The 18,258-nt window shown below is 27.1% G+C and carries 21 protein-coding genes; 15 read left to right on the top strand and 6 right to left on the bottom strand.

Annotated elements, in window-relative coordinates; all coding sequences use genetic code 11:
- Both B0175_RS01835 and cobA read right to left on the bottom strand, forming a co-directional pair.
- A complete protein-coding gene (locus B0175_RS01835) occupies positions 1-1,617 on the bottom strand; it encodes a sensor domain-containing protein (protein WP_108527019.1) in 1,617 nt (538 codons plus the stop codon).
- A gap of 134 nt (positions 1,618-1,751) precedes the next feature.
- The gene (gene cobA, locus B0175_RS01830; RefSeq protein WP_108527018.1) at positions 1,752-2,486 is read right to left on the bottom strand and encodes a uroporphyrinogen-III C-methyltransferase; all 735 of its coding nucleotides are present in this window, start codon (positions 2,484-2,486) and stop codon (positions 1,752-1,754) included.
- Positions 2,487-2,646: 160 nt separating this feature from the next.
- Between cobA and B0175_RS01825 the strand changes: the two genes are divergently transcribed.
- The 5 genes from B0175_RS01825 to B0175_RS01805 all read left to right on the top strand — a co-directional run bounded on the left by B0175_RS01825 (position 2,647) and on the right by B0175_RS01805 (position 5,928).
- Positions 2,647-3,564 (top strand): glycosyl transferase, encoded by a 918-nt coding sequence (locus tag B0175_RS01825; protein WP_108527017.1) that lies wholly within the window; start codon positions 2,647-2,649, stop codon positions 3,562-3,564.
- An 86-nt stretch (positions 3,565-3,650) separates the two neighbouring features.
- Entirely contained in the window at positions 3,651-3,923 is a 273-nt protein-coding gene (gene rpsO / locus B0175_RS01820) for a 30S ribosomal protein S15 (protein ID WP_108527016.1), read from the top strand.
- 127 nt (positions 3,924-4,050) lie between these two features.
- The gene (locus B0175_RS01815) at positions 4,051-4,449 is read left to right on the top strand and encodes an RrF2 family transcriptional regulator (protein WP_108527015.1); all 399 of its coding nucleotides are present in this window, start codon (positions 4,051-4,053) and stop codon (positions 4,447-4,449) included.
- Positions 4,449-5,486 (top strand): DHH family phosphoesterase, encoded by a 1,038-nt coding sequence (locus B0175_RS01810; RefSeq protein WP_108527014.1) that lies wholly within the window; start codon positions 4,449-4,451, stop codon positions 5,484-5,486. Before B0175_RS01815 ends, B0175_RS01810 begins: the two co-directional genes overlap by 1 nt.
- A gap of 10 nt (positions 5,487-5,496) precedes the next feature.
- Positions 5,497-5,928, top strand: a complete 432-nt coding sequence (locus B0175_RS01805) for a CoA-binding protein (RefSeq protein WP_108527013.1) — start codon at positions 5,497-5,499, stop codon at positions 5,926-5,928.
- On the opposite strand, the gene B0175_RS01800 is transcribed toward B0175_RS01805, so the two are convergent.
- Together B0175_RS01800 and hsrA are read right to left on the bottom strand one after the other, a co-directional pair.
- Positions 5,925-7,202, bottom strand: a complete 1,278-nt coding sequence (locus B0175_RS01800; protein ID WP_108527012.1) for a HAMP domain-containing sensor histidine kinase — start codon at positions 7,200-7,202, stop codon at positions 5,925-5,927. The genes B0175_RS01805 and B0175_RS01800 overlap by 4 nt on opposite strands.
- A gap of 22 nt (positions 7,203-7,224) precedes the next feature.
- Positions 7,225-7,905 (bottom strand): homeostatic response regulator transcription factor HsrA, encoded by a 681-nt coding sequence (gene hsrA / locus B0175_RS01795; RefSeq protein WP_108527011.1) that lies wholly within the window; start codon positions 7,903-7,905, stop codon positions 7,225-7,227.
- A 197-nt stretch (positions 7,906-8,102) separates the two neighbouring features.
- Here hsrA and B0175_RS01790 point away from each other — a divergent pair, with 197 nt between their 5' ends.
- The 4 genes from B0175_RS01790 to B0175_RS01775 all read left to right on the top strand — a co-directional run bounded on the left by B0175_RS01790 (position 8,103) and on the right by B0175_RS01775 (position 12,081).
- Positions 8,103-8,912 (top strand): foldase protein PrsA, encoded by an 810-nt coding sequence (locus tag B0175_RS01790; RefSeq protein WP_108527010.1) that lies wholly within the window; start codon positions 8,103-8,105, stop codon positions 8,910-8,912.
- A 10-nt stretch (positions 8,913-8,922) separates the two neighbouring features.
- A complete protein-coding gene (gene fbaA, locus B0175_RS01785) occupies positions 8,923-9,990 on the top strand; it encodes a class II fructose-bisphosphate aldolase (protein ID WP_108527009.1) in 1,068 nt (355 codons plus the stop codon).
- Between the two features lie 151 nt (positions 9,991-10,141).
- Entirely contained in the window at positions 10,142-11,638 is a 1,497-nt protein-coding gene (locus B0175_RS01780) for an aldehyde dehydrogenase family protein (RefSeq protein WP_108527008.1), read from the top strand.
- A gap of 53 nt (positions 11,639-11,691) precedes the next feature.
- Positions 11,692-12,081 (top strand): DUF779 domain-containing protein, encoded by a 390-nt coding sequence (locus B0175_RS01775; RefSeq protein ID WP_004510437.1) that lies wholly within the window; start codon positions 11,692-11,694, stop codon positions 12,079-12,081.
- Here B0175_RS01775 and B0175_RS01770 read toward each other — a convergent pair whose 3' ends face one another.
- Both B0175_RS01770 and B0175_RS01765 read right to left on the bottom strand, forming a co-directional pair.
- The gene (locus tag B0175_RS01770) at positions 12,082-12,471 is read right to left on the bottom strand and encodes an ExbD/TolR family protein (RefSeq protein ID WP_014468168.1); all 390 of its coding nucleotides are present in this window, start codon (positions 12,469-12,471) and stop codon (positions 12,082-12,084) included. It abuts the gene before it with no gap.
- The gene (locus tag B0175_RS01765; RefSeq protein WP_108527007.1) at positions 12,471-12,944 is read right to left on the bottom strand and encodes a MotA/TolQ/ExbB proton channel family protein; all 474 of its coding nucleotides are present in this window, start codon (positions 12,942-12,944) and stop codon (positions 12,471-12,473) included. The genes B0175_RS01770 and B0175_RS01765 overlap by 1 nt, the downstream gene beginning before the upstream one ends.
- A gap of 66 nt (positions 12,945-13,010) precedes the next feature.
- Between B0175_RS01765 and B0175_RS01760 the strand changes: the two genes are divergently transcribed.
- Genes B0175_RS01760 through hemA form a run of 6 tightly spaced genes read left to right on the top strand, consistent with a single transcriptional unit; the run spans position 13,011 to position 18,248 of the window.
- Positions 13,011-13,871: a 1-aminocyclopropane-1-carboxylate deaminase gene (locus B0175_RS01760; protein WP_108527006.1), complete on the top strand. Its 861-nt coding sequence runs from the start codon at positions 13,011-13,013 to the stop codon at positions 13,869-13,871.
- 53 nt (positions 13,872-13,924) lie between these two features.
- Entirely contained in the window at positions 13,925-14,434 is a 510-nt protein-coding gene (locus B0175_RS01755) for a shikimate kinase (protein ID WP_004510442.1), read from the top strand.
- Position 14,435: 1 nt separating this feature from the next.
- Positions 14,436-15,728 carry a histidinol dehydrogenase gene (gene hisD, locus B0175_RS01750; RefSeq protein ID WP_108527005.1) on the top strand — a complete coding sequence of 431 codons (1,293 nt, stop codon included), beginning with the start codon at positions 14,436-14,438 and terminating at the stop codon, positions 15,726-15,728.
- Between the two features lie 9 nt (positions 15,729-15,737).
- Positions 15,738-16,040, top strand: a complete 303-nt coding sequence (locus tag B0175_RS01745; protein WP_012012214.1) for a DUF2018 family protein — start codon at positions 15,738-15,740, stop codon at positions 16,038-16,040.
- A gap of 10 nt (positions 16,041-16,050) precedes the next feature.
- Positions 16,051-16,950 (top strand): polyprenyl synthetase family protein, encoded by a 900-nt coding sequence (locus B0175_RS01740; RefSeq protein WP_046995304.1) that lies wholly within the window; start codon positions 16,051-16,053, stop codon positions 16,948-16,950.
- Positions 16,950-18,248 carry a glutamyl-tRNA reductase gene (gene hemA, locus B0175_RS01735; protein ID WP_108527004.1) on the top strand — a complete coding sequence of 433 codons (1,299 nt, stop codon included), beginning with the start codon at positions 16,950-16,952 and terminating at the stop codon, positions 18,246-18,248. Before B0175_RS01740 ends, hemA begins: the two co-directional genes overlap by 1 nt.
- Positions 18,249-18,258: the final 10 nt, after the last annotated feature.

Below are 18,258 nucleotides of genomic sequence, written 5' to 3'. Positions count from 1 at the left end.
TTACAGTTTTTCAGGTTTACCTATATAATAACCTTGAGCACAACTAACACCAATTTTTTTAATTATTTCTAAGATTTGTTCATCAGCAACAAATTCTGCAACAGTTTTAATACCAATCCTTCTAGCAAAACTTACTATTGTTTCAACAATAATTCTATGTTTTTCATCAGATGCTATATTTTTTATAAGTGAACCATCGATTTTTATATAGTTTACATCAAGTCTTAAAAGATGTTCAAAATTTGAATATCCTGTACCAAAGTCATCAATTGCAATTTTTGCACCTAATGCTTTAATTTGATTGATAAAACTAATCACTTCATCATAGTTTTCAATACCTTCTGATTCTAAAATTTCAAAGGTTACTCTTGATGCTGTATTTGTTTCAGTGATATTTCTAATTATTTCTTTAACAGTCTCTTTATCTTTTATGTCTGCAATATTTAAGTTAATAGAAAAGTTTTCATCTCTATGTTTGAAAGTTTGACAAGCTTCTTTTACAACCTTTTTTGTAATACTTGAATAGAGTTTTACTTTTTTTGAGAAATCTAAGAATTTTACAGGAGGAACTATATTTCCATCTTTATCTATCATTCTAACCAATGTTTCAAAAGAGTAAATTTCTCCTGATATAATATCAATTAATGGTTGATAATGACAAACTATTCTATCTTCTAAGATGGCTTCTTTTATTGAAGTAGCCATTTCCAAATTTTGTTTATATTTTTTTTCTATATTTTCACTCTCTTCATAAACTGATATGTCAGATGAAGAATTTTTTGCATTATTTACTGCAATATCAACTTTTGTTAATAAATTATCTTTAGCTCTGGCAATACCTACAGAAAAACCAACTGAAATAACTTGATCTTCAACATGAAAAGGTTCTTCATCAAATAAAGTTAATATTTTTTGTGCTTGAGATTTTAATTCTTCTATTGATAAATTTTCATAAAATAAAATAGCAAATTCATCACCATCAATTCTATAAACAATATATTTATAATCTAAAAATCTACTTGCAATGTCTTGTAAAATTTTATCAGCATTTTCTGTTCCAAAAAAGTCATTTATCTCTTTAAAATCATCTATATTAAAAACAATACAGGCCGTTGGAGAGTTTGTGTTTATATCTAGAATAATTTTTTGTCTGTTTGGTAGTGCAGTTAGTTGATCATAATAAGCTAATTTTTCATTTTTTTCTTTTAGCAAGATTTTTTCAGTAATGTCTCTTGCTGTTCCTATAACTCCTACTAATTTTCCATTTCCATCAAAAAAAGGAGCTTTATCCACTTCAAGATAAGTCAATTTACCTTTTATATTACCTTGTTCTATAAATCTTAAGGGCTTCATGGCTGATAAAGTTTCTTTATCTGAGTTAGAACATGAATCAAAAGTGTGATATTCTAACTCATTAGGATGATTTTCTCTTACTCTTTTCCCAAAAAAAGCATCATCCTTTCCAAAAACTTCATCTGGATTTGCCATTAATAAGCCATCACAAATTGCAGTATTTGCGTATAAATATCGACCTTCCAAATCTTTTATCCATAACATATCAGGGGAATATTCAGATATAAGTTTTAAAAGATTTTTTGGTTCGATAATAGACTTCATACGTTCTCCTTCTCTTACTATTTTTAAGAGAGCAATAAAATAATTTTTAGATGTTAAATAATTGTATCATAATAAAGCTAAGTATAAGAGTTTTAAATAAATTATGCTTTTTAATAACTCAATATTTTTTGTTATTAAATATTAAACCACGCTATTTGATTTTTTAGATTTACTACTTCACCTATTACAATCATAACTGGAGTTGGTAGATTTTTTGATTTTTCCACAATATTTTCCAAAGTACCAATTACAACTTGCTGTTCTTTTGTTGTTCCTTTTGAAATTACTGCACATGGATAATCTTTTCTTTTTCCCAAGGCTAGAAGTTTTGAAGAGATTATTTCAATATTGTGATAGCCCATTAGAAAAATTATCGTTTCATCATTTAAAAAAGTTTCCCACTCTATTTGAGATATCTTTTTCTTTGGATTTTCATGTCCTGTTACAACTCTAAATGATGTTGTAAGCCCTCTGTGAGTTACAGGTATTCCAGCATATGCTGGAACAGCTATTGCTGAAGTAATTCCTGGAATTATTTCAAATTTTATTCCTCTTTGTTTTAAATATAAAGCTTCTTCTGCTCCTCTTCCAAAAACAAAAGGATCTCCTCCTTTTAGCCTTACTACATTTTCATATTTTAAAGAAGCTTGATAAATTAATTCATTTATTTCTTCTTGTGGAAGAGTGTGTTTTTTATCTTCTTTTCCCACATAAACTAGTTCACATTTTTCTTTTGCAAGTTCTAAAATTTCAGGATTTACTAGTCTATCATAGATTAAAATATCAGCATTTTGAATAACTTTTACGGCTTTTAAAGTAAGAAGTTCAACATCTCCAGGACCTGCTCCTGTTAAATATACTTTTGCCATAATAATTATTCCTTATATAAATCATTTTAAATAATTATATCTAAAAATTTTTAATAAATAAAAACTATAAAATTGAATATATTAAAAGTATATAGTGATTTAAGTAATACTATATTATGCTTTCAAAATATTAATAAACCCCTATATTATAAGGAATGTGATGAATTTTAAGAAATATATAAAAGCTGTAGCAACAGGTCCAAAAGGAAATAAAGATTTAACTATAGATGAAACTGCTGACGCAATAGAACAAATATTATTAAATAAAGTAACTCCTGCTCAAGCTGCAGCATTTTTGATAGGTTGGAGAACAAAATATGAAACAAATGAAGAATTAAAAGGTGCAATTTTAGCACTTAGAAAATTTATGAAATTTAAAAAAATAGAAGATTCTATCGAACTTGGATACTCTTTTGATGGAAGATGTGAAAATCCATTTTTATTTCCATTATATGAAGAAGTTTTAAAAAATTTTTATAAAAATAACCAAGATGTAAAAAGACTAAATTTAGTTATTTCAGGTGATTATTTACAACCTGCAAAAGTTGGAATAACAACAAAAGATATTTTTTTACATATTGATCAAGGTCAATATATTCATTATTTTAATAGGGTAGAATATTTAAAAGAATTAAGTGATATGACAGCTTTAAGACAAGAGTTAGGTTTGAGAACAGCTTTTAATACAGTAGAAAGACTTTTAAATCCAAGTCTAAGTGAATATGGAGTGACTACAGCTTTTCACAAACCTTATGTTCAAAAATATTTAGATATTTTCTCTTCTCACTTTAAAAAGGTCGTAGTTTTAAAAGGTAGTGAGGGAAGTCCAGAAGTTTTTAAAGATGGTAAATATTGGATGAAAGAAGACAAAAATATCATTGAAAGTAGTTTTTCTTTAAAAGATTTTGGTATAGACTATCGAGAAGAGTTTAATAATATAACTTTAGAAGAATCATTAAATATCATAAAAAATCCAGATAATAATACATTAAAACTTGCGAAGTTTAATATTGCTTTAATTCTTTTATTTGCTAACAGAGTTAAATCCTTGGATGAAGCTTGGCAAAGATTAAATTGATTAAACGAAAATAAAGTATTTTTTTTATAGAATCCAGTTTCATTTTTGTAAATGAAAAATTCACATATACCTATTAGGAGGTCAAAATGGCTTTAGATCAGGAAGTAAAAGCATCTATTATTGCAAAATACGGAAAAAAAGATGGTGATACAGGTTCATCAGAAGTTCAAATTGCTTTATTAAGCGAACAAATTAAGGTTTTAACTGAGCACTTAAAAGTGTTTAAAAAAGATCACTCTTCAAGATTAGGTCTTTTAAAAATGGTTGGAAAAAGAAAAAGATTATTAGCATACTTAAAAAGAACAGATTATGCTAGATTTACTGATATTGTAAGTGCTTTAGGAATTAGAGCTAAATAATTTTATATTTCTTATTAAAAAAAGGGGTTGTAGTTTTCTACAATCCCTTTTTTTTTGCCTCAATAAGAAGTATTAATAATAGTTCTTGTAAAATAAAGACAAAATAAAATAGATTGGAATTTATAATATGTTATTAACAAAAAAGAGTGAGTATGCATTACTTTCTTTGATATCTATTGCAAAAAGCAGTGAACCAAAGAATGTTGATGTTTTATCAAAAGAATTAGATATATCAAAATCATTTTTAGCAAAAATTATGCAAAATCTAGCAAAACACGAACTTGTAATATCTCATAGAGGAGTAAATGGTGGATTTTTATTAAAAAAACCTTTGGAAGATATTACAGTTTTGGAAATAGTTGAAGCTGCTGAAGAAAGAATGCCTATGGTTTTTGAGTGTTCACCATCTTTACAAAGTTGTCCAAATAATAAAGCAAAATTTTGTACAATTTGGCCTTTATTAAATAATCTACAATTTAAAGTAAATGATTTTTTATCAAAATTAACTCTAAAAGATATTGCATAATGAAGTTATTTCATATTTCACATACAGATTTAGATGGTTATGGTTGTCAACTAGTAACTAATGAATTTTTTAAAGATGCTATTTTTTATAATGCAAATTATGGTTTAGAAGTAAAATTATCTATAAAAAAAGTACTTGATGATATAAAAAATTGTAAAGATGAAAAAATACTTTTTATTATTAGCGATTTAAATTTAACTTTACAAGAAAGTGAAGAATTAGATAAAGATATAAATGAGCTTTTGAATGATGGATTTGATATAAAATTACAATTATTAGATCATCACATAACTGGTAAAAAAAGTTCTGAGAAATTTTCTTGGTATTATTTAGATGATAAAAGATGTGCAACACAAATAGTTTATGACTATATGGTTGAGGAGTTTAATGCTCCAATTAGTTATTTAGCTCCTTTAGTTAAAGCTATAAACGCAGTTGATATTTGGCTTGAAAATGAAACAAAGAATTTTGAATTTGGAAAAGTGTTAATGTCTATGATAACTAAAGTTAAAGAGATAAATAATATTTTATTTGCAAATTTGAATAGAGAGTTTAAATTTTATTTACTTAAAAATGCTATAAAGTTTTTGGATGAAGAAAATGGACATATAAAACTTGATAATGAAGTACATTTTATGAAAAAAGAGTTTTTAAAACTTGATGATATTGATGATACTTTAGACAATCTAAGTGCTGTTTATCTTGTAAAATGTTTAGCTGATATAAAAGATGAGTTAACAATTTTTTATAAAGGACAAAAAGGGCTTCTAACTTACTGTTTAGGCTCTATTTCAATTCCAGCAAATACTTTTCTAAGAGCAAATAGTGATTATGATTTTTTTATTGATATAAATAAAAAAGGAAACGCTTCATTTAGAGCTGATGGAAAACTTGATGTTTCTCTTCTTGCTGCAAAACTTGCAAATGGTGGAGGTCACGTAAATGCGAGTGGTTGTAAGTTTGAAGATTTTAAAGAATCAATAGATATTTTAGAAGTAAAAAAATATGTACAAGAAAAGTTAGATAATTTATCATAAAGGAGAATAAATGGAGTGTGAATTCCCGACAATTAATTCAAAAAGTGAAGAAATTTTAGAAATTTTTAAAAATACAAAAACAATAGCAGTAGCTGGGCTTTCACCAGATCCTACTAAAGCTTCAAATATAGTTGCAGCTTATTTACAAAGTGTTGGATTTAAAATAGTTCCTGTTTATCCAAAAGAAGATACTATTTTAGGAGAAAAAGTTTATAGAAGCTTGAGCGAAATACCGTTTAGTATTGATATGGTTGATATTTTTAGAAAACCTGATGCAATTGCTTTAATTGTTGATGAAGCAATAAAAAGAGGTGATGTTAAAACTGTTTGGTTTCAATTAGGTCTAGCAAACAATGAAGCTGCTTTAAAGGCAAAAGAATCAGGACTTAATGTCGTACAAAATAAATGTACAAAGATTGAGCATAAATCTTTATTTAATTAATTGTTTTTTGATGTGTTGCTTAAAATAAGTTTTGCAACACATCCTGATTTGTCATCTTTTCTATTATTTATAGAAATTCTAGCTTTTAGTGCTTCTGCAGCAATTTTTGCTAAATAAAGTCCCAATCCTACACCACTTTGATTTCCTATTTTTTTGAATGGTGCAAATAAATCTGTATTTCCCTCTATACCGATACCTTCATCTGTAACAGTTAAAATTATTTCATCTTTTGTTTTTCTTAATTTTATAGATATTGATTTATTATTTGGAGTAAATTTTATGGCATTTTGTACAAAATTTTGTAATATTTGATTAAAAAGAGTTATTTGAATAGAAGCATCAAGTTTATTTACATTTGAGAAAAAAGAAATATCAATATTCTTTTGTGCACTTAGCATTTTATAATCATTTGTTTTATTTTTAATATATTCCACTAAATCTAAATCTGTTGCTTGTTCAAATTGTGCACCTTCAGTTCTTCCTATATCTAAAATAGACGAAATCATAATATTCATATCATCTATCTCTTTTATAGTAAGTTTTAAAGCTTCTTCATATTGATTCACTTCCCTTTTTTTCTTCAATAAAACTTCATTTTTTAGTTTCATAACGGCAAGTGGAGTTTTTAATTCATGAGCAATTCCCACAAATAATTCTTTTTTAAATTTTACATAAGTTCCAATTCTATGAGTTAAAGAATTTATAGAATTTGCTAAAGAATGAAACTCAATTGGTAAATCTTTTTTATCAATTTTTGATAAAGAATTTTCATCCATATTTGCTAATTTTTTATTTATTTGTATAATTGGTTTTAATAAAGTTCTTGAAACTACAAAAGAGTATAAAAGCATCAAAATAAATCCAGGAATAGCGAGTATAAAAAGATTTTTGAATATTATTGAATATAATAGATCTCTTTCTAAAGTTATATTTCTAGTTATTTGTAAAAAATCTCCTGCTTTTAAATCAAATGGATATAATAATTCAATATAGTATTTTCCATTATTATTAAAATTAGAAAAATTAATACCTTTGAATTTCTGGCTTTTTATTAAGTTTATAGTTTGAATGTCAGTTCTCACTGGAGTAAATTTATCTGGAGAAATATAATTTTTTTCTATTTGCTGTGCTTGACGAAGTAAATTGTCTTGAATATCATTATAAAAAGAGTTTTTAGCGTATTCATAAAAAATAAAAGAAAGAACAATAATGAAAATAGAAGTTGCTATAATCAATTTATTATAAAACTGTTTATAAATACTTTTATTTTCCATTATTTCCATAATTTAAAAATTGTTATCTATCCTCTGCTACATTTGGATAACAGAATCTATATCCTCTTCTTCTGATAGTTTCAATAGTAGAGATATTTAATGGCTTATCCATTTTTTGTCTAATTTGGTTAATCGCAACTTCGATTACGTTTGGAGTAACTAATTCTGGTTCTTCCCAAATAGCATCTAATAATTGTTCTTTAGAAACAATTTGATCTCTATGTCTTGCTAAGTGAGTTAAAACTTCAAAAGGTTTTCCTTTTAATTCAATCTCTTCACCAGCATATTCAATCTTTTCTTCATCTGGATTGATAACTAAATCATCAATTTCGATTACATTTGTTCCACCAAATCTTAATCTTGCTTCAATTCTAGCAAGTAAAATATCAAAATCAAATGGTTTTTTAATAAAATCATCAGCACCAGATTTAAGTGCTTCAATTTCTGATTCTTTATCATCTCTTGCAGAAATAATAACAACAGCAGTTCTTGAACTTCTATTTTTTACAATTTTACATAATTCAATTCCATCACCATCTGGTAACATCCAATCAGTTAATACTAAATCATAATTTCTAATATCAATAAAATATTCTGCATCTTTATAATTTTCTGCAGTATCTACTTGGTAACCAAAGTCTGTTAAACCTTCTTGCAATGTTCTGTTTAATGTAATTTCATCTTCAATAATTAAGATTCTCATAAATATCCTTAAATTTAAGTTAAATTTAATTTTTCGACGGAAGTATAACATAAAAAATCGAAAATTTAAAGCTTTTTTAAGTTAAATAATAAAATTTATAAAATTATTGAATAAAAAATAATAATTACATATAAAAATCAACTATTTATTAACTATGAAAAGATAAAATATCACAAAATTAATTTCTAAGGAATAAAATGAAAAAAATAGTTTCGAGTTTGGTTGCATCTATTGCATTAGCGACAGTTTTAAATGCTGCAGATGTTACTTACGCAACAGTGAATGGTGAAAACATCACAAAACAGGATATCGTAATGGCTTTACAAAATCCAAATATAGATTTTGATAAGGTACCTCAAGAAGCAAAAACACAAATTTTGGATCAAATTATAAATATGAAATTAATAGCACAACACGCTATTGATGATGGAATTGAAAAAGATACAAAATATGTAGAAGCTATGAAAAGAATAAAAAGTAATTTAGCTCTTGAAGTTTGGCAAAAAAATGAAATTGATAAAGTTAAGGTTACAGAAGCAGATAAAAAAGATTTCTATGAAAAAAATAAAGAAAAATTTGTAGAACCTGAAACTTTTGAAGCAAGTCATATCTTAGTAAAAACAGAAGCTGAAGCAAAAGACATTATTTCTCAATTAGACAAAGCTCCAAATAAAGTTGAAAAATTTAAAGAATTATCAAAAAAATCTTTAGATACAGCTTCTGCTAAAGTTGGGGGAGCATTAGGTAGATTTGCAGTTGAACAAATGGTTCCAGAATTTGGAAACTCAGTTAAAACTTTAGCAAAAGGTACTTATACAAAAACTCCTGTGAAAACACAATTTGGATATCATGTAATATATTTAAAAGATAAATTTCCTTCAAAAACTTTCACTTATGCTGAAGTAGAAAAAAATATTAATCAAGTTTTAATTGGAAATGCACTTAATAAAAAAATCAAAGAGTTAGTTGAAGATTTAAGAAAAGATGCAAAAATCGTAATCAAATAAGGAGATTAATTTGGGTGTATTAGATATCGTAAAAGCTGGTGTTTTAACAGGTAGCGAAGCAAAAAAACTTTTTGCTTATGCTAAAGAAAATAATTTTGCAATTCCAGCAGTAAATGTTGTAGGAACGGATTCTGTAAATGCTGTTTTAGAAGCAGCTCTTAAAGTTAATTCTCCTGTAATTATTCAATTTTCAAATGGTGGAGCAGGATTTTATGCTGGTAAAGGTTTAAAAACTAGTGATGCTGCAGTTTTAGGTGGAATAAGTGGTGCTAACCATGTGCATACTATGGCAAAAGCTTATGGAATACCTGTAATTTTACATACAGATCACGCAGCTAAAAAGCTTTTACCTTGGATTGATGGATTAATTGAAGCTGGAGCTGAACACTTTGCAAAAACTGGACGACCTTTATTTACTTCTCATATGCTTGATTTAAGTGAAGAGAGTTTAGAAGAAAATATTGAAACATGTGTTGAATATTTTAAAAAAATGACTAAACTTGATATGATGCTAGAAATTGAACTTGGAATTACAGGTGGAGAAGAAGATGGTGTTGATAACAGTGATGTTGACAATGCTCTGCTTTATACACAGCCTGAAGAAGTTTGTTATGCTTATGAAAAATTGAAAGAAGTTGGAGATAATTTTACAATTGCTGCAAGCTTCGGAAATGTTCATGGAGTTTATAAACCAGGAAATGTAGTATTAAGTCCAAAAATTTTAAATAATTCTCAAAAATATATTCAAGATAAATTAAAAACTTCTGATAAACCAGTTGATTTCGTTTTCCATGGTGGTTCAGGTTCACTTTTAAGTGAAATTAGAGAAGCTATCTCTTATGGTGTTATTAAAATGAACATTGATACAGATACTCAATGGGCAACTTGGGATGGTGTTAGAGCTTATGAAGCTAAATATCATGGATATTTACAAGGGCAAATTGGAAATCCTGAAGGTGAAGATAAACCAAATAAAAATTATTATGATCCAAGAAAATGGTTAAGAGCTGGTCAAGAAACTATGATTGCTAGACTTGAAACTGCATTTTCGGATTTATGTTCATTAAATAAAAACTAAATATTTTAGGGAATAAATTCCCTAAAATAAACTTCTTTCCTATAAAAATAAAAATCATTATTTATTTGTTACTATAATGCTATGGAATAAGAGTATAATTTTTGAATGAAGAAAAAGAAATTTTTCTTTAAATAAAAAAGAGGAAGAAAAGATGATTTATGCAAGACCAACGTACAAAACGCAATATGAAAACTTTATCGGTGGAGAGTGGATCGCTCCTGTTAGTGGTGAATATTTTGATAATATTTCTCCTGTTGATGGAAAACTTCTTACAAAAATTCCTAGATCAAATGAAAAAGATGTTGAATTAGCAATACAAGCTGCTAAAAAGGCATTTGAATCTTATAAGCATACATCAGTTGTACAAAGAAGTACAATGTTAAATAAAGTAGCAGATTTAATTGAAAAAAATTTAGAAACATTAGCTATTGCAGAAACATTAGATAACGGAAAAGCAGTTAGAGAAACTTTAAATGCTGATATTCCTTTAGTTGTTGATCATTTTAGATATTTTGCTTCTGTTATAAGAGCAGAATCTGGAACAGTTTCTGACTTAGATGAAAATACAATTTCTCAAGAAATTTACGAACCTTATGGTGTTGTAGCTCAAATTATTCCTTGGAATTTCCCACTTTTAATGGCTGCTTGGAAATTAGCTCCTGCATTAGCAGCTGGAAATTGTGTAGTTTTAAAACCTGCAAGTGCAACTCCAATGTCAATTTTACTTTTAATGGAAATTATTCAAGAAGCTTTACCAAAAGGTGTTATAAACATTATTAATGGAGCAGGTGGAAAAATAGGTAAATATCTTTCTACTCATCCTGATATTAAAAAAGTTGCATTTACAGGTGAAACAACAACTGGACAATTAATTATGCAATATGCAACAGAAAATATTATTCCTTCAACTTTAGAACTTGGTGGAAAATCACCAAATGTATTCTTTGAATCAATTATGGATGAAGATGATGAATTTTTTGATAAAGCAATAGAAGGTTTAGTGCTATTTGCATTTAACTCTGGTGAAGTGTGCACTTGCCCTTCAAGAGCATTAATTCAAGAATCAATATATGAACCATTTATGAAAAGAGTTTTAGAGAGAGTAAAAGCAATTAAACTTGGAAATCCACTTGATACAGAGTGCATGATGGGTGCACAATGCTCTTTAAATCAAAAAGAAAAAATCTTAAGTTATTTAAAAGTTGGAAAAGAAGAAGGTGCTGAGCTATTAGTTGGTGGAGATGCATATAATTCTTCAGTTAATCCAGATGGATTCTATATTCAACCAACTTTATTTAAAGGTCACAATAAAATGAGAATTTTCCAAGAAGAGATTTTTGGACCTGTTCTTGCAGTTACTACTTTTAAAGATGAAGATGAAGCACTTGCTATTGCAAATGATACAATCTATGGTTTAGGTTCTGGTGTTTGGTCAAGAGATGCACATCAACTTCATAGAATGAGTAGAGGTATAGAAGCAGGAAGAGTTTGGGTAAATTGTTATCATATGTATCCTTCTCATGCTTCTTTTGGTGGATATAAAAAATCTGGAATTGGAAGAGAAACTCATATGATGATGTTAAATAATTATAGACATACAAAAAATATTTTAACTTCATATAGTCCAAATGCTTTAGGATTTTTCTAAAATATAAATTAAGCCCATAAGATAAATTATGGGCTTATAAAAAGGAGTCTAAAATGGCTTTAAAAAGATTAGATGTTACACCAAAAGCTGCCCAAGTTATAGAAAAACTAAAAGAACTTCATGGAGAATTAGTTTTTAATCAAAGTGGTGGTTGTTGTGATGGAACAGCTCCTATGTGTTATGAAAAAGGCGATTTTATAGTTCCAAGTCGTAATATAAAGCTGGGAGAAATTTGTGGTTGTGAGTTTTTTATAGATCATGAACAATATGAATATTTCAAACAAACTTTTATAACTATTGATGTAAAAGAAGAAAAATCAGCCTTTGGAAACTCATTTTCTTTAGAAATAGATTTAGGTTATCAGTTTATAACTCAATCTAGAATTTTTACAGATGATGAATATAGACAACTTTTAGAAGAAGAAAAAAAAGCTAGCAATTAGCTACTTTTTTTCTTCATTTGTAACTAAAGCAAGATTTACTAAACTATATTTTTGAAGTAAATCTAAAACTTTCACAACTCTTTCATATTCTACTTTTTTATCTATTCTTACAATTACAGGATTATTTCTATTTTTTATAGCTTTTAAATTATCTTCTAAAGAATCAAATGATACTTCTATTCCTTTAATTGCTAATTTGTCTTTTCCTAACTCTATAAAAATTTGTCCCTCTTTTACTTCCATCTCTTTTGCATTAGATGTAGGTAAATCAAGTAAAAGAGCAAGTTCTTCTTTTTTAAATACACTTGTTACTATAAAAAAGATTAAAAGAATAAAAACAACGTCAATAACAGGAGTTAAGTCTAAGCCTAAAGCTTCTCTTCTTTTCATTAGATGTGACCAACTAGCTCTTTTTTAGCTTTTACTTCAATAGTATCAATAGCTGAAATGAAGTGATTGTAAGCTATTTGATGTGGAATAGATACGATAATTCCTGCAACTGTTGTGATAAGTGCAATAGCAATTCCACCTGAGAATATTGTAGGATCACCTAATCCTTTTAAAGTAATCTGATCAAATAAAATGTATATTCCAATAACTGTTCCTAAAAGTCCAAGTAGTGGTGAAATAATTGCAATATTTTTTATAACTGTAAGTCCAGATTCTAATTTTTTTGTTTCATATTCAATTTGAGCTTCAAGAGGTTTAGTTCTGTCAAGATTTTCTTTGATTTGAAGAATAAGTAAGTTCTTTTTAAAAAGTACAAGAAACTTCCAAATAATGATAGTAAAACCTACAATATTTAAAAATATTAAAATATATACGATGACTCCACCTTTATCAACATACTCAAAAAAATTCATAAATAGCCTTTTTATTTTTTGGTGTATTGTACAGAAATTTTGTTAATAAATGGTACAATTTTCGCTATGAACTACACTAATTCGCCAATAGAAGAGATATCTTTTAATAATCAAAAATATTTTATAAAAAGAGATGATTTACTCCATGTTGATTTTTCAGGAAATAAAGCAAGAAAATTATACTATTTTTTAAAAAATGACTTAAAAGGAATAAATAAAATCATATCTCATGGTTCAGCTCAATCAAATGCTATGTATTCACTATCCGTTCTTTGCAAAATAAAAAATCTAAAATTTGATTATTATGTTTCTCATATTTCTTCATTTTTAAAAGAGAATCCAAATGGTAATTATAAAGAAGCAGTTAAAAATGGTATGAATTTAATAGTTGGTGATTTGCCAAAAAGCTTTAATCATGATGAACTTTTTATTTGTGAAGGTGGAGCTGTAAAAGAGGCTTCTTTGGGAATAGAACTTTTAGCAAATGAGATAAAAGATTGGGCAAAAAAAGAAAATATTGAGAATCTAAAGATTTTTTTGCCAAGTGGTACAGGAACAACGGCCCTTTTTTTACAAAAATATTTACCTTTTGAAGTTTTAACATGCTCTTGTGTAGGAGATGATGAATATTTAAAACAGCAATTTTTTGAACTTGAAAAAGAAAATTTTCCTAAAATTTTAAAAAAAGAAAAAAAATATCATTTTGGAAAACTATACAAAGAATTTTATGAAATTCATAAAGAGATTTTAAAACAAACAAATATTGAATTTGATTTACTTTATGATAGTTTGGGTTGGATAGTTTTTCAAAATTATGTAAAAAATTTAAAAAATAAAGACAAATATACTTTTTTATATATTCATCAAGGTGGAGTTTTGGGAAATAAATCTATGATTGAAAGATATAAATTTAAATATAAAATATAACAATATTTTTACTTTATATAACTTTATTACAAACTTGGATATAATCCTTCACTATGAAAAAGAAAAATATAATATTAATTGGTTTTATGGGTGTTGGTAAAGGTACAGTTGCAAGAGCTTTAGTAAAAAAAACTGATATGTTTGCAATAGATACTGATGATTTAATCGAAAGTATGGAAAACAGAAAAATCAAAAAGATTTTTGAAGATGAAGGTGAACCATATTTTAGAAATTTAGAGAAAAAAACTGCCTTATGGTTAGAAAAAAATGTCTCAAATACTATCATTTCAACTGGTGGTGGATTTTATAAACAAGAAAATTTAAATAAAATTGGAAAAGTCGTTTATCTAAAATCATCATTTCAAGGAATACTAGATAGAATAAACGAAGCACCAAATGCTCAAAATAAATTAAAAAAACGACCACTTTTACAAAATATTGAAGAAGCAATAAAACTTTATGATTCAAGAGTTAAAGAGTATGAAAAAGTTGCAAAAATAGTGGTTGATGTTGAAAAAAAAGATATAAAAGATATTATAAAAGAGATTTTAGGGAAAATATAAAATGAAAATTATAAATACAAAAGATGCAAATTTTAAAGCTGAATTTGAATCGATTTTAGCAAGAGCAAAAAGCGATATAAAAGGTGTTTCTTCTATTGTTTCAAATATTATTGATGAAATTGTAAATGAAGGAAATATTGCTTTAAAAAGACATATTGAAAAGTTTGATAAATGGGAAGTTAAAAGTGATGAAGAGCTTCTTATTTCACAAGATGATATGGAAAAAGCATATCTTAATATTGATGAAAAATTAAGACTTGCTTTACATACTGCTTTTAATAGAATTAAAGCTTATCATGAAAAACAACTTCCAAAATCTTGGATAGATTTTGAGTCAAATGGAACAATCTTAGGACAAAAAGTAACTCCAGTTGATAGAGCTGGACTTTATATTCCTGGTGGAAAAGCTGCTTATCCAAGTTCACTTTTGATGAATGCAATTCCAGCATTAGTTGCAGGAGTAAAAGAGATAGTTGTATGTACTCCAACTCCAAATAATGAAGTAAATGAACTTTTACTTGCAGCTTGTCACTTATGTAAAGTTTCAAAAGTTTATAAAGTTGGAGGAGCAAGTGCAATTGCTGCTATGGCTTATGGAACTCAAACTATTTCTAAAGTTGATGTTATAACAGGACCTGGAAATATATTTGTTGCAACAGCTAAAAAACTTGTATTTGGTGAAGTAAATATTGATATGATTGCAGGTCCAAGTGAGATTGGAATACTTGCAGATGAAACAGCAAAACCTCACTATTTAGCAATTGATTTATTATCTCAAGCAGAACACGATGAAATGGCTAGTTCTATTATGATTACAACTTGTGATGAAGTTGCTAGTTTAACAAGTAATGAAGTAGAAGAGTATTTAAAAACTTTAAGTAGAGAAACAATTGCTAGAAAATCAATTGATGAAAGAGGAGCAATAATTGTTGCTTCGAATATGGAAGAAGCAATTGAACTTATGAATGAAATTGCTCCTGAACACTTAGAAGTTATGACAAAGAATCCTTTTGAACTACTTCCATTTATTAAACATGCAGGAGCAATTTTCTTAGGTGAAAATACTCCTGAACCAATTGGAGATTATATAGCAGGTCCTAATCATACTCTTCCAACAGGAAGTACAGCTAAATTTTATAGCCCATTAAATGTAGAAAATTTTATGAAAAAAAGTTCTATTATAAACTTTTCTAAAAATGCTATAAATGAGTTAGGAGAAGCTTGTGCTATTTTAGCTGACACTGAAGGTCTTACAGCTCACGCAAAATCTGTAAGAGTTAGATTAGAGAAATAAGGAAAAATTATGTCGATATTTAAAGATTGGTTTACCGAAGATGAAGATGATATTTTTATGGGTAGCCCAAAATCTAAATTTTTTGATGTTGTAAACGAAGCTTCAAAAGATATAGTTGAAGAAGAGATAGATAAAATAATAGAAAAATTAGCAGTTTTAGAAATGATGATGAGTGAAGACAAAGGTGAAGAATTTAATATAAACAATCATATTAAAGAGTATATATTAGAAAATGAAGATAAAGTAAAAGCTATGAAAAAAGGTCTTTATGTTGAGTTTACTGGTGAGATTATTTGTAGATTAGATTCATAAAAGGCTGTTTGTGGAAGAGTTAGAATTAGTAAAAAATCAGATAAAAAAATTTGTAGAAGTTTGTAATTATGAAAAAAGTTTAGAACTTTTAGATAAATTGGCAACTGGAAAAATGTTGCGTTCAAAACTTATACTTAAAATTGCTGGGATAAACGAAGAGAGTATTAAGTTGTGTGCAATTGTTGAGATGATTCATGCAGCATCACTTTTACATGATGATGTTATTGATGAAGCTGATACAAGGAGAGGACAACCTAGTGTAAATGCACTTTATGATAATAAAACTTCAATTATGTTTGGAGATATTTTATACTCACGTGCATTTACAGAACTTTCTCAAATGGATAAAAGAGTTGCTTATCATATTTCAAACGCAGTAACACTTTTAAGTATTGGTGAAATGATGGATGTTGATTTAACACAAAGTTTTAATACATCTTATACAAAATATCTTGATATGATTTATAAAAAAACAGCTTCTTTAATAGAAGCAAGCGCAAGAAGTGCAGCAATTTTAGTAAATCTTGATGAAGAAAAATATGCAACTTATGGTAAAAATCTTGGACTTGCATTTCAAATGATAGATGATATTTTGGATATTACTCAGGATTCTAAAACTTTGGGAAAACCTGCAATGCTTGATTTTGTAGAAGGAAAAGTAACTATTCCATATTTGTATCTTTATGAAAGAGTTGAAGATAAAACTAAGTTAGAATCTTTATATAAAAAAGAGTTATCAGAAGATGAATCTCTTTGGATAAAAGAACAACTAAAAATAACAAAAGCTTTAGAAGATTCAATTTTAGAAGCAAAATCGATTGGAAATAGTGCTATTCAAGCAGTTAAAGATGAAGAAAATAGTCAAACTCTAGTACAAATAATGAAAGCAATGATAGAAAGAGAGTTTTAATGAGTTATTTAGTGATTAGTTTTTCTCATAAAAATACAGATATAAAATTAAGAGAAAAACTAGCTTTTAATAGTGATGAAGATAAAGATAGATTTTTAAAACTAATTTTGGAAAATGATATTACAAAAGAAGCTATTTTACTATCTACTTGTAATAGAGTTGAAATAATCACAAGAAGTTTAAATATAAAACAAAGTTCAAAAGATATTATTGAAAAGTTAGCTACTTATTCGAAAGTTGATTTTGATGTTTTATATGATAGAGCAGATATTTATGATGCAGATGGTGCAGTTCATCACTTATTTTCAGTAGCTTCTGCACTTGATTCTCTTGTTATTGGGGAAACTCAAATAGTTGGTCAATTAAAAGACGCTTTTAGATTTTCTCAAGCAAAAGGATATTGTTCTTTAAATATAACAAGAGTTATGCACTATGCTTTTAAATGTGCTGCACAGGTGCGAACAGCAACTAGTTTAGGAACAGGTTCAGTTTCTGTTGCGTCAACAGCAGTTTCAAAAGCAAAAGATATAATAGGAAATACAAAAGGGGTAAAGGCTCTTGTTATTGGTGCTGGTGAGATGAGTGAGCTTACAGTTAAACATCTTATTACTTCAGGATTTGATGTAACAATAATCAGTAGAGATACAAAAAAAGCCCAAAATTTAGCTTCAACTTTTGAAGTTCATGTAAATGTTGAGTCTTATGATAAATTAACACAATTACTAATAACAACACCAGTTATGATAACAGCAACTTCAGCTCCATATCCAATAATTACTAAAGAGAATGCACCAAGTTCAAATATAAATAGATACTGGTTTGACATTGCAGTTCCAAGGGATATTGATGAAAATATATCTATGTCAAATTTAGAAATCTTTTCTGTTGATGATTTACAAGATATAGTAAATGAAAATATGAGTTTAAGAGCAGAACAAGCAAAAACTGCTTATGGAATAGTAAGTCGTATGTCTTTAGAGTTTTTTGAATGGTTAAAATCTCTTGAAATTGAACCAATAGTAAAAAATCTTTATTTAAAAGGTAATGAAATAATAGATAAAAAAGTAAAAAATGCTATTAAAAAAGGTTTTATAGATTCAAAAGATGAAGAAAATATTAGGAAATTATGTTTAACAGTAATTACTGAATATTTACACAATCCAGCAAAACAGCTAAAAGATATTTCAAAAAATATGGAGTGTGATTTAGTTGTAGGAACTGTTCAAAATATGTTTTCTTTAAATGAGAATTCAACTTCAAAAAATAGATATAAATGTGACCATTTATCAAAAAATTAATATAGGGAAA

Origin of the sequence: Arcobacter lacus, assembly GCF_003063295.1 — a bacterium.
Taxonomy (GTDB): Bacteria; Campylobacterota; Campylobacteria; order Campylobacterales; family Arcobacteraceae; genus Aliarcobacter; species Aliarcobacter lacus.
This window is presented reverse-complemented; position numbering and strand designations above follow the sequence as displayed.

What these genes read in the sequence shown, in the direction of transcription:
- B0175_RS01760 (WP_108527006.1), top strand. Translation starts at nt 13,011, where the DNA reads ATGAACTACACTAATTCGCCAATAGAAGAGATATCTTTTAATAATCAA.
- rpsO (WP_108527016.1), top strand. Translation starts at nt 3,651, where the DNA reads ATGGCTTTAGATCAGGAAGTAAAAGCATCTATTATTGCAAAATACGGA.
- B0175_RS01835 (WP_108527019.1), bottom strand. Translation starts at nt 1,617, where the DNA reads ATGAAGTCTATTATCGAACCAAAAAATCTTTTAAAACTTATATCTGAA.
- B0175_RS01800 (WP_108527012.1), bottom strand. Translation starts at nt 7,202, where the DNA reads ATGGAAAATAAAAGTATTTATAAACAGTTTTATAATAAATTGATTATA.
- cobA (WP_108527018.1), bottom strand. Translation starts at nt 2,486, where the DNA reads ATGGCAAAAGTATATTTAACAGGAGCAGGTCCTGGAGATGTTGAACTT.
- B0175_RS01765 (WP_108527007.1), bottom strand. Translation starts at nt 12,944, where the DNA reads ATGAATTTTTTTGAGTATGTTGATAAAGGTGGAGTCATCGTATATATT.
- hisD (WP_108527005.1), top strand. Translation starts at nt 14,436, where the DNA reads ATGAAAATTATAAATACAAAAGATGCAAATTTTAAAGCTGAATTTGAA.
- B0175_RS01745 (WP_012012214.1), top strand. Translation starts at nt 15,738, where the DNA reads ATGTCGATATTTAAAGATTGGTTTACCGAAGATGAAGATGATATTTTT.
- B0175_RS01755 (WP_004510442.1), top strand. Translation starts at nt 13,925, where the DNA reads ATGAAAAAGAAAAATATAATATTAATTGGTTTTATGGGTGTTGGTAAA.
- B0175_RS01775 (WP_004510437.1), top strand. Translation starts at nt 11,692, where the DNA reads ATGGCTTTAAAAAGATTAGATGTTACACCAAAAGCTGCCCAAGTTATA.
- hsrA (WP_108527011.1), bottom strand. Translation starts at nt 7,905, where the DNA reads ATGAGAATCTTAATTATTGAAGATGAAATTACATTAAACAGAACATTG.
- B0175_RS01810 (WP_108527014.1), top strand. Translation starts at nt 4,449, where the DNA reads ATGAAGTTATTTCATATTTCACATACAGATTTAGATGGTTATGGTTGT.
- B0175_RS01805 (WP_108527013.1), top strand. Translation starts at nt 5,497, where the DNA reads ATGGAGTGTGAATTCCCGACAATTAATTCAAAAAGTGAAGAAATTTTA.
- B0175_RS01780 (WP_108527008.1), top strand. Translation starts at nt 10,142, where the DNA reads ATGATTTATGCAAGACCAACGTACAAAACGCAATATGAAAACTTTATC.
- B0175_RS01770 (WP_014468168.1), bottom strand. Translation starts at nt 12,471, where the DNA reads ATGAAAAGAAGAGAAGCTTTAGGCTTAGACTTAACTCCTGTTATTGAC.
- B0175_RS01825 (WP_108527017.1), top strand. Translation starts at nt 2,647, where the DNA reads ATGAATTTTAAGAAATATATAAAAGCTGTAGCAACAGGTCCAAAAGGA.
- hemA (WP_108527004.1), top strand. Translation starts at nt 16,950, where the DNA reads ATGAGTTATTTAGTGATTAGTTTTTCTCATAAAAATACAGATATAAAA.
- B0175_RS01815 (WP_108527015.1), top strand. Translation starts at nt 4,051, where the DNA reads ATGTTATTAACAAAAAAGAGTGAGTATGCATTACTTTCTTTGATATCT.
- B0175_RS01790 (WP_108527010.1), top strand. Translation starts at nt 8,103, where the DNA reads ATGAAAAAAATAGTTTCGAGTTTGGTTGCATCTATTGCATTAGCGACA.